This window comes from Bacteroidales bacterium (genome assembly GCA_021648725.1).
In the GTDB taxonomy this organism is placed as follows: domain Bacteria; phylum Bacteroidota; class Bacteroidia; order Bacteroidales; family JAADGE01; genus JAADGE01.
The window spans coordinates 16,298-30,023 of sequence record JAKISF010000027.1 but is presented as its reverse complement, the minus strand read 5'-3'; the positions used below and the strand labels follow the sequence as shown (position 1 = coordinate 30,023).

At 32.7% G+C, this 13,726-nt stretch carries 12 protein-coding genes; 5 read left to right on the top strand and 7 right to left on the bottom strand.

Annotation, left to right across the window (positions count from 1 at the left end; genetic code table 11):
• Nucleotides 1-10 precede the first annotated feature (10 nt).
• From L3J35_10320 to L3J35_10310, 3 genes are all read right to left on the bottom strand, one after another.
• A complete protein-coding gene (locus L3J35_10320) occupies nucleotides 11-655 on the bottom strand; it encodes a DUF6266 family protein (GenBank protein MCF6366583.1) in 645 nt (214 codons plus the stop codon).
• A 401-nt stretch (nucleotides 656-1,056) separates the two neighbouring features.
• Complete coding sequence (locus L3J35_10315; protein ID MCF6366582.1) at nucleotides 1,057-1,287, bottom strand: hypothetical protein; 231 nt, start codon at nucleotides 1,285-1,287, stop codon at nucleotides 1,057-1,059.
• A 209-nt stretch (nucleotides 1,288-1,496) separates the two neighbouring features.
• A complete protein-coding gene (locus L3J35_10310; protein MCF6366581.1) occupies nucleotides 1,497-2,147 on the bottom strand; it encodes a hypothetical protein in 651 nt (216 codons plus the stop codon).
• 683 nt (nucleotides 2,148-2,830) lie between these two features.
• Between L3J35_10310 and L3J35_10305 the strand changes: the two genes are divergently transcribed.
• Nucleotides 2,831-3,118, top strand: a complete 288-nt coding sequence (locus L3J35_10305; protein MCF6366580.1) for a hypothetical protein — start codon at nucleotides 2,831-2,833, stop codon at nucleotides 3,116-3,118.
• 247 nt (nucleotides 3,119-3,365) lie between these two features.
• Here L3J35_10305 and L3J35_10300 read toward each other — a convergent pair whose 3' ends face one another.
• From L3J35_10300 to mltG, 4 genes are all read right to left on the bottom strand, one after another.
• Nucleotides 3,366-4,448 carry a nucleotidyl transferase AbiEii/AbiGii toxin family protein gene (locus tag L3J35_10300; protein ID MCF6366579.1) on the bottom strand — a complete coding sequence of 361 codons (1,083 nt, stop codon included), beginning with the start codon at nucleotides 4,446-4,448 and terminating at the stop codon, nucleotides 3,366-3,368.
• Entirely contained in the window at nucleotides 4,441-5,211 is a 771-nt protein-coding gene (locus tag L3J35_10295; GenBank protein MCF6366578.1) for a hypothetical protein, read from the bottom strand. The genes L3J35_10300 and L3J35_10295 overlap by 8 nt, the downstream gene beginning before the upstream one ends.
• Nucleotides 5,212-5,572: 361 nt before the next feature.
• Entirely contained in the window at nucleotides 5,573-6,829 is a 1,257-nt protein-coding gene (locus L3J35_10290; GenBank protein ID MCF6366577.1) for an arginine deiminase family protein, read from the bottom strand.
• 11 nt (nucleotides 6,830-6,840) lie between these two features.
• The gene (gene mltG / locus L3J35_10285; GenBank protein ID MCF6366576.1) at nucleotides 6,841-7,884 is read right to left on the bottom strand and encodes an endolytic transglycosylase MltG; all 1,044 of its coding nucleotides are present in this window, start codon (nucleotides 7,882-7,884) and stop codon (nucleotides 6,841-6,843) included.
• 88 nt (nucleotides 7,885-7,972) lie between these two features.
• Between mltG and L3J35_10280 the strand changes: the two genes are divergently transcribed.
• The 4 genes from L3J35_10280 (at nucleotide 7,973) to L3J35_10265 (ending at nucleotide 13,721) form a co-directional block, all read left to right on the top strand.
• Nucleotides 7,973-8,728: a hypothetical protein gene (locus L3J35_10280; protein ID MCF6366575.1), complete on the top strand. Its 756-nt coding sequence runs from the start codon at nucleotides 7,973-7,975 to the stop codon at nucleotides 8,726-8,728.
• Between the two features lie 173 nt (nucleotides 8,729-8,901).
• Nucleotides 8,902-10,815, top strand: a complete 1,914-nt coding sequence (locus L3J35_10275; protein MCF6366574.1) for a glycogen debranching enzyme N-terminal domain-containing protein — start codon at nucleotides 8,902-8,904, stop codon at nucleotides 10,813-10,815.
• Nucleotides 10,816-10,826: 11 nt separating this feature from the next.
• The gene (locus L3J35_10270; GenBank protein ID MCF6366573.1) at nucleotides 10,827-12,281 is read left to right on the top strand and encodes a glycosyltransferase; all 1,455 of its coding nucleotides are present in this window, start codon (nucleotides 10,827-10,829) and stop codon (nucleotides 12,279-12,281) included.
• Nucleotides 12,282-12,293: 12 nt separating this feature from the next.
• Nucleotides 12,294-13,721 carry a glycoside hydrolase family 57 protein gene (locus tag L3J35_10265; GenBank protein ID MCF6366572.1) on the top strand — a complete coding sequence of 476 codons (1,428 nt, stop codon included), beginning with the start codon at nucleotides 12,294-12,296 and terminating at the stop codon, nucleotides 13,719-13,721.
• The last annotated feature ends 5 nt before the right edge of the window (nucleotides 13,722-13,726 follow it).

The following is a 13,726-nucleotide window of genomic DNA, read 5'->3' as shown; positions in this document are numbered from 1 at the left end:
GAAAAAGAACTTATGCTGATACAGTTACGCTGCCGATGTAAACACTGTCAGATGCTTTGCTGTTATCATTGCTGACAAATGATAACCAAGCATGAACAGTGTCGCCTTGCCATGCAGAGGGAACCGTGATATTTCTTACTTCGGTTTGACGGGTTACGTCAAACAAAGAAGTTGCAATTTCATCTTTAACCGGATTATAAACTGCAATTACAGCTTTATCGGTTGTGAAACCGGTTGTTGCATTGCTGTTATCAATCCAAGATACATCAACGCGGTCGGTGATTGTGCTGTCAACCAAAGAACCGGATGCTCTCAAAAGAGATCCTTTGCCGGTTATGATTTTTGAAAAATCAATTACTTGACTTCCCAATACACCGGATACAGCTTCGGGCGTGTTGTACATCATAAATGCATTGTATGCACTGTGCTTGGATTGTCTTTCCGGAAATCCGACTTTAACGGATGCCATCATAATTCTGAACAATGCCAGAATTAATACAAAAGCATTTCGTTGAAGCTTTTGTTCATCCGTATTTGCATCTTTGTAATTAGATGCTTTCATTCTAGCGATTTGCTGACCGCCTGAAACGTAGGTGACTAAATCACCTATCGCTTTTCTTGACTTACCTAGTAAGCCTCCTGTTAGTATTGCCATTTTGTTTAAAAGGTTTGAACCTGAAATAATCCCTTATAAACTTCGATTAGCACCAATCTATCGAGCTAAAAAGGTTCATAAAAAAAGATGCAAATACAGTAAGTATTCTCACTTTTTTTCTAAACTTTTTACTCTCAATATCTCGGCACTTCTCTTTGTTCATAAGGCATTAATTCAGGTTAGGGTTAATAAATTGGGTTTAAGTTTGTCCGAAACCGCTGTTTCGGGTCATTCGAACAATCATCGAATTTGATTCGACATTGGTTTAGATATTTCCCAAAAATCCAAATCTCTGCGTTATCCAAATTTTTCAAAAAACTCATTTACGATTGTAAACTCATCCTTTGAAAAATTTGAAAGCCTTGACCTTTGAATTTTTTGAAAACATCCCGGAAAAAAAATTACTCAATTGCTGACATTCGTTTTTCATATTCTTCGCATCCTCCGATACAAATTCCGTTGCAACTTTCTACCCATATGCAGGATAAACATAAAAAAGGGTTTACAGCCTGTTTCATGGGTGCTTCATCGGTTTGTAATCTTTGAATTTGAAAAATCTTTTTGAAACGGTTCGCTTCATTCTTGTAGAATTCTGCATTTAAAACCGTTGGTTTTGTTTTGTTTTCAGACATCTGAATTTTATTTAAAAGGTTAATAAAAAAGGGTTAAGCCTTATTGAATTTTGTAATACATTAATAGTTGTCAAATGTTAATTTTTAGCATATCTGTTCATGAATCTATGAAATCGGCTTGAACTCGAAGGGCTGGCATCCTGTTTCTATATTAACCAAGCTATCCTTCATTTAGCATAGTTTCTTTTAATTAAGAATACAGTTTGAGGTTACGCAACTTGCACATCAGAAACAGACACGCCTTTATAAGTGTCTTTTATGAATCTGCCGTTTAGGTCTTTTAAAAAAGCTATTGTTAAAAAGTCTGCTTTTGTTTCTGCAAGTAAAGTGTCAAGCGTTTCAAAAATCACGTTTGCACGGATATAGTTATTTATAAACTGTTCACTTTTTGAAATGCTGTAAATTTTAGATGTGAAGTTGTCAAGCTTGGCTTGCAACTCATCATTCATAAAAATAATGACGTTTTGCGGAATGTTTAAAGCTTTCCATTCTGCATTGTATTTATTTACTGAAAATTCATACCAGACCATAAATTCACGTTCTAAATCCAAGGTTCTTAATTTTTTTGCTTGCAATTCTTTTGCAAAATCAAGTCCTGAATTAAGCCATGTTCTTAACTTGATAAGTAAGGCATCTTTGAAAACAACTTTGTTCTCGGGAACTTCCCATGCTTCCACTTCTTTAATTGTCAGACGCAGATTTGCAAAAATTCTGTGGTCGTACAATTTGATTTTCCTTGAACGCAAGTTAATCTTTGCATTTTTCACGGCATATCCTATGTATATTGATACAAGGGATAAAATGCCGACAATGATTTCATTCATTCCGGGGTTTTCAATGATTGGAGTTACTTCATTCATATGATTAAAATTTATGCGGTTAATAATTATTACAAAATTGAAGCATATTTTTATTATTATCATCTGAAATTAAGAGTATTACGCTATCAGTTTTGTAGAGATGGAACTATTTAGCTACCATATAGATTTACCCTGCTTTTGATATATATTTTTAAAAGAAGAAAGAAAAAAAAGGAGAAAAAAAAGAGAAAAGAAAGCAATCTATCAAGGCGGTGTAGAAGGGTGTCAAGGTTTTTGGATATTTATTTTATGCTTTTGAAATAATAAACAGATAATCATAAAAAAAATATTCAAAACCCGCAGGGCTTGACCTTGACGCTCTTGTGCGGTTGTATGTGCGTATCGCCTATCTTTGCTTTATTTTTTATTTTTTGAATTCTCGGACTTCTTCAATGTTTATTTCCTGTGGTTTTGTTTTCTCGTCATTATAAAAAGGGTGGGTTGGGTGGGGTTATTAGGCTTGCCGTTGCGAGCGGAGCAAGGCACAGGGCAAAGGAACTACGATAGTAGTTTGCCCTGCCGGATGGTTTGGCGTGTCTTTTTGCAGACCTTTAAAAGTTATTATCAAATAAAAACCGCAAAAAGCATGACAAACCATTGCCGAAGCGACCCGCAGGCGAGCCAATACTGCAAGCGGTTTACACCCAAAATAAGAAGTGCCGGAGGCACACCTTAAACAGGGTTTGGGTGGAAAAAGTAGCTTGCTGATGACGATGACCGGAGCCACTCAAAAAAATGAGGTTGTGTGTGCAGTTTCTGCACTAAAACAACCGGTGCAAGACAAGCCTAATTTGTTTTTTTTAATTTCAAAAAAAATAAAATTACCCGCAGGGCTTGGGCTTGACGGCACATTTTTTTGTTGTGAGCGTAGGTTTGAGGAACGCCTTTTGACCTGCACGGAACTATCGGACTTATTCGGAACTACAATTGAAACAGAGACCATGAGTAACGGTGCTTCACAGCTCTTTTGATTTTAAAAGAAAATATAGTGATAACGGTTTTTATTTTAAAATTAAATGTGCTGTGCTAATCTGCAACTACTTATCAGTATGCTGTTATGATTAGGCTCATTTGCCTTTTTTGAAAAAATATGTTTTGAGAGGTACGAACGAAGCTATTTTTTTGAAATTGTGTGAATGTGCCGGTGAAAACATAAGATTTGACTATACTAAAAAGTTCTTCAAAAAATATATAAGTTTTGATTATGATAAAAACTATTTAAGTTAATAGCTTAACTGCCATATACCAGTAATAAAAAGAAGATTTATCCGGTTGTCTTTTCAATTTATTTAAGAAATTCCAATCCGGATTTTCAATAAGCAAACTTTTTATATCTTCATTGTTGAAATATTCAATCGGGGATAAATCGTTTTTCAAAATTTTGGCAGTCAGATATGCTACTTTTGCACTTGCGGTAACTGCATCGTCAATTCTGAAATTTCCGTTCATAAGAAAACCGCTACCGAATGCTTTTATGCCTTTTTGCAGTTCTTTGAATTTTGCTTTTTCATCAGTGTTTTGACCTGCTCCTTTTTTGGCAATAATCAAGCAAGTATCAATAGTGTTTTGTAATACATCTTTGGGTGTAAGGTTTGATTTTCGATATTTGATTTCTTGTTTTGCAAAGGTTTCAAAACTTTTCGCTACGACTTCTACATTTTCAATATTGTCAAACAATTGGCTTAAATCAAACAATTGTTTACATATCTCCATTGCAAAAGAGTTCTTTCCTTTAAAATACGGAATGCCTATTGTATTCGGTGCAAAAGCTGTTAGTTTATCACCTGTTATTGAATCCAGTGTAGGAAGCTTAACTTTTGTTTCTCCTTCTGTCTCAACCCATTTTGTCCGGATAGCTGTTTCGATATGTTCCGGATAAATAGAATCTTCAATCAAAATATCCAAAAGTATTCTTCCTGTATATTTATTGTTTGTTGCAGATTCAAATTCAAAAGCATAATGAGCTTTCGGAACTCCTTCTTTATAGCTTCTGTGCTCATCGAGCGAATATGCTTTAAAGCGAGAATTTTCTATTACTTTATCAAGTATTTTTTCAAGCTTGTTTCTTTCTGTTTTGCAGATTATATCTATGTCAATGGAAAATCTATTTCCTTTATTCAACAGTAATAACAAACTTGTTCCTCCCTTAAATACAAAATAAAGTCCGTTAATTTTCAGTTGTTCTAACAAATGAAGTGCATAAATCATTTTTTCAAGTATGTTTATGTCAATTCGTTTGTGTTCCGGTTGCTTCTTAAATGAAATCAACCAATCTTCGGTAAAGCACTTGTTACTAATCATTAATAAAGTTTTTAACTAAATGATTAAAATTTATTTTAAGATACTCTTTTATCTCCGGTTCTCTTCCTCTGCGTTTTGCATAGTTAAACATCCTTGAATAATTTATTGAGTATTTTTTTATTGCATTTTCATAGATATGCAGCAATTCAGAGCCTATATAAAAATAAAACAATCTATCTTCACAATACAAATCAACAAGAATTTTTTCCAGATAAGGTGAATAAGTTTTAACTTTTTTATGCATTTGCTCATATACCGGGGATCGTGTAATCAACTGTTTAAAAATTACTGCATTATTACTCCCGGCAACGTACCGGCTTATAACTTTCTCACTCGGATTAACAAATATATCGTGTTTTTTAAAAGAATCATTAAACTCATAAAATACTGATTCTACAAAGTCTTTTTCAACTTCAAACAGTATAATATTTTTTCCTGATTGATGTTGTGAAAATTCATTTAAAATTGATGTTTCCCAAATACAAAAATTTAAATCTTTATATAGTTCAGCCATTTTTTTTGAGAACTTAAATATATCATTTGAAATACATGCTTTATATTCTTGCTTTTGAGAAATTGCGTAGTAACCTTTTTTTACAGATTTTAAAATATCTCGTTTTTTAAGGTCATATATTCTCCAACCAAATGTGCCTTCTTTTAAATCCGGCTCAAATGATTTAAAAAATTCAAATAATTCTTCTCTTGAAAAGGAAGCTTTTTTACTAAATTTTTCGACCAATTTATTTTCGATAATCTTATACATTTTAATCTAAATTCAACCAATAATTTTAAAAATTGGCTCATATTTGAAAACAAAAATAAGCCAATATTTTTAATAATTGGCTTATTTTGAAATATATTTTTCTTTAAATGCTATCAATTTCAATATTTTTTCGTAAATTTGCTATCAATATTAACCGGTTGAAGTGTAATTTCGCATAAGAGGTTCAAAAAATGATACCACGTTTGTTCCACGTTTTGCATCACTTATGTATCACTTATGCTGATGTAATGAGCAAATTAATTTATTGACTTTAAAGTCAATCCTTAAAAATATCATCTGATACAGGTGGTACCACAGGGAGATTGGAGGAATAGAAACTATTCTTTCAATCTTTTCTCTTTTATAACCTTTTTCTTCTTACAGGCATTGTCATGCACCTTGCTCCGCCTCCGCCTCTTGCAAGTTCTGAGCCGTGAATTGTAACAACAACTTTTTTATGATTGTCAATTTTTTCTTTCCCGGAAATTACGTCTTTTGCTCTTAAAACAGAAAATCCTTTTTCACTTAAAGCATCAATAGTATGACTGTTTCGCTCATATCCTATTATTTTACCCGGAGCAAATGCAAAAAAATTAGCTCCGCTGTGCCACTGTTCTCGTTCTTGATTATGCCTGTTTTTCCCGCCGCAAAGAATCGGTTCAACCGGCATTCCTAAATTATTTAGTGCAGCAGGAATATTTGCAACTTCATTAATTGAAGTTATTTTTCCGTTTTCAACAATAAGGTGCAAGGTTAAAAATCTGTTTGTTTTCAGAATTAAAGGTTCGTACACCATGCATTTATCAATATCTAAAAGTGTAAAAACCATATCTAAATGAATAAACGATTCGGGTGTAATTGGCAACTCTTGAACTATAATATGTCTGGGGTGTTCTCTGCTTTCAACTTTTCGAGCAATATAATCTATTCCTTGCGAAGTTGTTCTTACGCCGGTTCCGATAAGTAAAACATCATTTCGAGCAACTAAAATATCTCCGCCTTCAGTTGTAATTTTATCATTAAATATTCGGCTATGCTCCGGGTTTACAGCTCTTGCAATAAAATTAGGATGATGATCAAAAATTGCTTCCATAATTATTGATTCTCTTTTCCTTACCGGATTTGCCATTCGATTTATCAAAACTGAATCGTTAACGGCAGAAGAAGCATCTCTGGCAAAAAAGAAGTTATGTAAAGGGTCTAACTCAAAATAATTTTTATCTAAATAGTTTGTTAAGCTGTTTTTTTGCATAGGAACACCTTCTATTAAAATTCCGGCTAATTTTTTTGGCGTTTGCTCTAATAAAATGTTTTTAATATCTCCTGCCTTGCAGTTGTCTGTAATTCTGTTAACCAAAATATTTTTAACATTAGGGTTTTCAAAAATATCTGACAATAGGTCTTTTACTTGAAATACATTTGTAACTTTCTCCAACACTCCGCTTAATTGACTATATTCTTTTTGTGCAACCGATAAATTAAGAATATCGCTGTATAAAGCTCTTTCTGCATTCTCGGGGGTCATATTTTCAACCTCACTTCCGGGTTTATGAAGAATTACACCCTCTAATTCTCCCGTTTCTGACTCTATTTGTATTTTTAGTTTAGGATTGCTCATTTTTATACTTTTTATTTCCAAATTTTCTTTTTATTTAATGCCTGTTGATATTTCCTCGCATTTATTCCGTGTTGTCTTCCATTTACGGCAAAATTATGATATCCGGAAAAATCTTCCTTTGCACACATAAATATATAATTATGACTTTCATAATTTAACACGGCATCCAAAGATGATATCTCGGGCATATTAATAGGCCCGGGAGGCAATCCTGCGTATTTATAAGTGTTATAAGGCGATTCTATTTCTTTATCTTTATTTAATACTCTTTTCTTTGTAAAGTCACCTGATGCAAATATTAAAGTCGGGTCTGATTGTAACAACATTCCTCTTCGAATTCGGTTAATGTACAAACCTGCAATTTTTGCCTTTTCATCATTATGCTCTCTTTGTTCTGCCTGCACAATTGAGGCTAAAACAGAAACTTCCTGCTTACTTAAATTTAATCCGGCTGCCTTTACGGTTCTCTCTTCTGTCCAAAATTTAGAGTATTCTTTATACATTCTGTCAATAAACTTCTCAGCAGATGTATTCCAGTAAAACTCATAAGTATTGGGTATAAATAAGCCGATAATATTTTGTTTATCAAAGTTATACTTTTCAATAAATAATTCATCATATAAAAGTTCCGTTATTTCGGAAGAGTCAGCTTCAATTAGCTTTGAAACTGTTGAGGCAAGTTCCTCAACAGTTCTTACATTATTAAAAGTAACTTTAACCGGAGATTGTTTTCCTGAACGAAGTAAATTTACTAACCCGTTATTTGTCATTCCCTTATTTAATTTATATCTTCCCGGGTGTATTTTGTTTTTATACTTTTTTAATGATGCGGTCTTCTTAAAAGATTCAATATCCTGAATTGCTCCCGTTGAAATTAAAGAGTCTGTTAATTCATTATAATCTGTACCCGTAGGGACAAACAAATACACATCTTTCGAAACATTTGCTCTGAAAATATCTTGATATACAGAATAAGCATATATTCCGGCAATTCCGACTATTGCAACAAAACCTGCCAATATTGATATTATGATTTTTTTCTTCTTTTTATTCATTCATTCACTATTTATTAATATTTTTACAAAATTAAAATTATTTAGCTGAATAAAAATAGAATAATAAACTGTACAGAAATTAATTATTATGAAAAAACTATCAAGCTTAATACTTATATTACTTTTTATTACAGGAAACCTGTTTGCACAAAAAACAAATGATGGCGGAAGTTCCGGGGGGAACAATGACGGCAATACACCAAAAAATACTGATAAAAACACAAACCCTGACACAGGAGATAATACCTGTATGAATACGGCTCTTAGCATTACCGGAATATTATTCGGAGCATATCAGAGCAATTTAATTTCATCGAGTAAAACGAACCCTTCCGTTACCTCTTTTGAAATTTTACTTCACGGAGGAACAGCAACGAGCACAACTGATTCCTATATTACAGTATTACCGAGAGTTCGTTTAAATTACGGTGCTTTATCCGGGGATGTTAGATACAGCTATTATACAAACGAAAACGGTTCAACAAGTTTTTTAGATGCTCTTGCAGATTTTAATATTATTGCGGGAAAAGGTTTTAAAATGAGCATAGGTCAAGGAATAATGTACATCTTAGACGACACAAATCAAACCTACCATGAAAGTTACATAGGGATGGATTTAGGGTTTAAGGACAGAAAAATTCTTATTTCTCCTGAATTCAGGCTGGCTTATGATTGGAGCATTAAAAAACCTGCCAATTCAGAACTATCAGTAAGAGGCGGATACAAAATTTTAAGCAAATCTAAATTTGCAGCTTACGCAAATATCGGGGCAGCATATCAATATATGTACGACAGTGATTCAAAAACAATAATGTTCGGGGGGTTAGATATATTTATCCAATAAATTGAATATTAAAAAAGGTAAGGCTGTTTCGTACTTTTTTGAAACAGTCTTTCTTCTTTACAAGAAAATTCAAAAAAAATTTATCAATAAGTCGTTCTTATTTTAATAAATTTAAATTATATTTAATACTTAAAAAATAATAACCTTTTTTCCTTTGTACAAAATTCCGGGAGATGTCATACATAAAAATAGAGAAAGATAAACTTGTAAATTTAGAATATGCTTTGAACAGAGAACTTATTCGTTCAAACAGGGCCGGCTCTTATGCAAGCACAACCCTAAACGGCTGTAATACAAGAAAATACCATGGGCTGCTTGTAAGTCCGATTAAAAACGGAAACAAACACGTTTTATTATCAACATTAGACGAAACAATAGTTCAAAGAGGTAAAGAGTTCAGACTCAGCATACATCAATATCCCGACAATGTATTCTTTCCGCACGGTCATAGATATTTGGCAGCTTTTGAAACAGAACCTATTCCGGCTAAAACATACAGAGTCGGAGGAGTAATCTTAAAAAAAGAGCTGTTGCTTGTACAAGAAGAAGAACGTATATTAATAAAATATACAATTGAAGATGCACATTCTCCTACAATTTTAAGACTTCAACCGTTATTGGCTTTCAGGCACATTCACGAGTTGAGCAGGGAAAATATGAGCGTAAATATTAAAACAACAGAAGTACAAAACGGAATAAAATACAGAATGTATAATACATATCCGTTTTTATATATGCAAACTTCCAAAAACGTCAAATTTATTACAGCACCTGATTGGAATAAAAACATTATGTATCAAGAAGAGCAAAAAAGGGGATATGAATACACAGAAGACCTTTTTACTATAGGTTTTTTTGATATTAATGTAAAAAAAGGAGATGAAATAATTTTCTCTGCAGGTTTAACAGAAGCAAAAACAAGAGGGTTAAATAAAAAATTCAATTCAGAAGTTAACAAACGTACACCGAGAACAAATTTTGAAAACAACCTGTTAAATTCTGCTCAGCAATTTATAATAAAAGAAAAAAAAGATAATTGTATAATTGCCGGATTTCATTGGTATTCTGCAAAAATGCGAGAATCACTGATTGCATTGCCCGGTTTAACTCTTTATAACAATGATACTGATACATTCACAAGGATATTTGACTCCTTGTTAAAAAAATTCTTATATGATAAAAAAGAGTATTCACCGGATATTCCGTTATTAATAATTCGAACTTTACAAGAATATATTTCTTTTGCTGATGATTGCGAATCTGTTTGGAAAAAATACGGTAAAAAAATATTATTAATTTTTAGAAATGTTAAAGACGGTAAATATAAAGCTGTTTTACATGACAACGGATTATTGTACATCCCGGAAGAATACCCCGTTTCAACTTGGATGAACGAATATTCCGACGGAAAACCCGTTACTCCGAGAACAGGATTTGTTGTTGAGATTAATGCACTGTGGTATAACACACTACAGTTTCTATCCGGAATATCAGACTTAAATAACAGTAAAACATTAAAAAACGAAATTTCGAATCTGCCCCAAAAAGCAAAACACTTTTTCAATATCATTTTTATAAATGAACAGGCTGAGTATCTTTATGATTTTGTAAATAATAGTGAGCAAAACGATGATATAAGGCCAAACCAAATTTTTGCAGCTTCACTGCCCTACTCTCCTCTTTCGGACAAAACAAAAAAAGATGTTCTTAAAAAAGTTGAGAAACATTTACTCACGGCAAAAGGCTTGAGAACACTTTCGCCTAAAAATGTGAAATATAAGGGTAAGTATAAAGGCTGTGAAAATACAAGAAATAATGCAAGGCATCAGGGCACTGTACATCCCTGGCTTATAGGAGAATATTGTAACGCTTGGATGAATTTATATCACCGGGAAGGAATAGATTATGTTGAAAAAATTTATAAGCAATTTGAAAATGAGATGAATGAGCACGGGTTGGGAACAATTTCGGAACTATACGACGGAAATCCGCCGCATAAACCGAACGGAGCAATTTCTTATGCCCCGAGTATAAGTGCCTTACTTCGTATCAAAATGTTAACAGATAAATGTAAGTTAAACGGCTAAAAATATTAATGATGAAAGTATTAATGTTCGGATGGGAATTTCCGCCGCATATTTCAGGTGGTTTGGGAACTGCAAGTTACGGTTTAACAAAAAGTTTATCGGCTATTAAAAATCTTGAAATTATTTTTGTTGTTCCTAAGTTATACGGAGATGAAGACGAGGATGTTGCAAACCTTATCGGAGCAAGCAATATTGTTGTCAAACAATATAAAAAAACACTAACCGATTCTTGGAAAGAACATTTATATACCTTTTCAGAGAAAGAAAATTATATTGAAAATAAAAAAACAAAACTATCATCAACTTTCAAAACAATCGATTTTATTGAAGTAAAATCAAAACTGCAACCTTATTTATCGGAGGAAGAATTTGAAAGATTTATTAAAGAAAAAAAACTGACCGGCAAAAATATTAAAATTGATGAAGACGGAGTGTTATATTATGAAAAAAACGGTGAAATAAAAGAAATTAGCTTTTCTCACAAAGAAACTTTATCAATTAATGAAGACGGAAAATATTCATTTTCGGGAACCTACGGACCAAACCTTATTCAAGAAGTATATAATTACGCACGTGTTGCCGCAGTTATTGCAAAAGAAAACGATTTTGACATAATTCATGCACATGATTGGTTAGCAAACGCAGCCGGAATTGCAGCAAAAGAAGTTTCGGGAAAACCGCTTGTTATTCATGTTCATGCAACAGAATTCGACAGAGGCGGAGCAGAAAATATTGATACCAGAGTTTTTGCACTTGAACAAGCAGGAATGAAAGATGCCGACAAAATAATAACAGTCAGCAACTTAACTAAAAACACAATAATAAAACATTACGGTGCTGATGAACAAAAAATTCAAACTGTTTATAATGCCGTTGAACCGCAAGAAGCAGAAAAAATAACTTACAAAAAAAATGTAAAGGAAAAACTTGTAACATTCTTAGGAAGAATAACATATCAAAAAGGTCCTGCATATTTTGTAAATGCCGCAAAAAAAGTATTAGATAAAACATATAACGTAAGATTTGTAATGGCAGGAAACGGTGATATGTTCAGACAAATGATAAAATATGTAGCAGAGCAAGGAATTGCAGATAAATTTCATTTTACCGACTTCCTGAAAGGCGATGACGTAACTAAGATGTTTGCAATAAGCGATGTATATGTTATGCCCTCTGTTTCGGAACCATTCGGAATTTCGCCTTTAGAAGCTATGCGGTCAAATGTTCCCGTAATAATTTCTAAACAATCGGGTGTTGCGGAAGTTATACAAAATGCCGTAAAAATTGACTATTGGGATGAAGATGCTTTAGCAGATGCAATATACGGACTTATAAAATATAACGGTTTATCTAAAATGTTCATAAAACAGTCTAAAAACGAGGTTGAAAAGATGAAATGGGATAAACCGGCAAAAGAAGTAAAGGGAATTTATGACTCATTATTAACACCTTACAAAAAAATCTAAATTAACTAAAATATGCAACACATTTGCTTATACTTTCAGGTTCACCAACCATACAGATTAAAAAGATACCGTTTTTTTAATATCGGAGAAGACCGTCATTATTTTGATGATTTTGAAAACAAAACGCATATGCAAAGAATTGCTTATGACAGTTACCTGTATACCAACAAGATACTATTAGATTTAATTAGAAAATATAAAAACAAATTTAAAGTCAGTTTTTCGATTACGGGACTTGCATTAGAGCAGTTTCAAGAATATGCACCCGAAGTTTTAGAAAGTTTTAAAGAACTTGCAAGAACAAAGCAGGTTGAGTTTTTGGCAGAAACATATTCACATTCTTTAATTTCAATGTTTGATAAAGAAGAATTTAAATCGCAAGTAACAGAACACATTCAGACAATTAAAAAGCATTTCGGACAAATGCCGAAAATATTCAGAAATACAGAACTAATCTACGATAATTTAATAGGCGAAACAATTTCTGAAATGGGGTTTGAGGCAATGATTACAGAAGGAGCAAAACACATTTTAGGTTGGAAAAGCCCCAATGTTTTGTATTATAATGTTATTAAACCCGAATTGAAATTAATATTAAAAAATTATAAATTAAGTGACGATATTGCTTTCAGGTTTTCAAATAAATCATGGGACGAATATCCTTTAACTGCTGAAAAATATGCTTCTTGGATTGCAGATTTAGACAACAAGCAAGAGGTTGTAAATTTATTTATGGATTATGAAACTTTCGGAGAACATCAAAAATCTCACACAGGAATTTTCGGTTTTTTACAAACTTTTCCGCAAGAAATATTTAAACAAACAAAATTTAAGTTTGCAACACCGTCAGAAATTGTAAAAAAACATGAACCGGTTGCATCAATGAATGTTCCTCATGCAATTTCGTGGGCTGACGAAGAAAGAGATTTAACCGCATGGCTCGGAAACGAAATGCAAAAAGAAGCATTTGACAAATTGTACTCACTTTCAGAGAAAATGAAGCTTATTAAAAAACCCGAATTGAAAAAAGCATGGAGATATTTGCAGGCAAGTGACCACTTTTACTATATGAGTACAAAAATTCTTTCCGACGGAATTGTGCATGATTATTTCAATCCGTTCAGTTCGCCTTATGACGCATTTATTAATTACATGAATGTATTAAGTGATTTTCAAATAAGAGTTGAAGAGGCATACGAACAAATTATTCCCGTAGAGCCGAAGAGAATCTTAAGCAAAATTAAGGAATACGAAGAAAAAATTCAGAACTTATACAAAGAGTTGAACAAACCCGTAATGATTGAAAAGGCAAAACCTATTTTTGCTGCAATTGAAAAAACAAAAAAAGAGTATTTGGCTATAGCCGGAAGCCAAAAACCGGCTAAGGCATTGCCGAAAAAAAACGTAACAAAGAAGAAGAAAACACAAAAGAAAAAATAAGTTCT

Coding starts and splice junctions, on each gene's coding strand:
- L3J35_10275 (MCF6366574.1), top strand. CDS start 8,902: ATGTCATACATAAAAATAGAGAAAGATAAACTTGTAAATTTAGAATAT.
- L3J35_10295 (MCF6366578.1), bottom strand. CDS start 5,211: ATGTATAAGATTATCGAAAATAAATTGGTCGAAAAATTTAGTAAAAAA.
- L3J35_10315 (MCF6366582.1), bottom strand. CDS start 1,287: ATGTCTGAAAACAAAACAAAACCAACGGTTTTAAATGCAGAATTCTAC.
- L3J35_10290 (MCF6366577.1), bottom strand. CDS start 6,829: ATGAGCAATCCTAAACTAAAAATACAAATAGAGTCAGAAACGGGAGAA.
- mltG (MCF6366576.1), bottom strand. CDS start 7,884: ATGAATAAAAAGAAGAAAAAAATCATAATATCAATATTGGCAGGTTTT.
- L3J35_10280 (MCF6366575.1), top strand. CDS start 7,973: ATGAAAAAACTATCAAGCTTAATACTTATATTACTTTTTATTACAGGA.
- L3J35_10300 (MCF6366579.1), bottom strand. CDS start 4,448: ATGATTAGTAACAAGTGCTTTACCGAAGATTGGTTGATTTCATTTAAG.
- L3J35_10310 (MCF6366581.1), bottom strand. CDS start 2,147: ATGAATGAAGTAACTCCAATCATTGAAAACCCCGGAATGAATGAAATC.
- L3J35_10265 (MCF6366572.1), top strand. CDS start 12,294: ATGCAACACATTTGCTTATACTTTCAGGTTCACCAACCATACAGATTA.
- L3J35_10270 (MCF6366573.1), top strand. CDS start 10,827: ATGAAAGTATTAATGTTCGGATGGGAATTTCCGCCGCATATTTCAGGT.
- L3J35_10320 (MCF6366583.1), bottom strand. CDS start 655: ATGGCAATACTAACAGGAGGCTTACTAGGTAAGTCAAGAAAAGCGATA.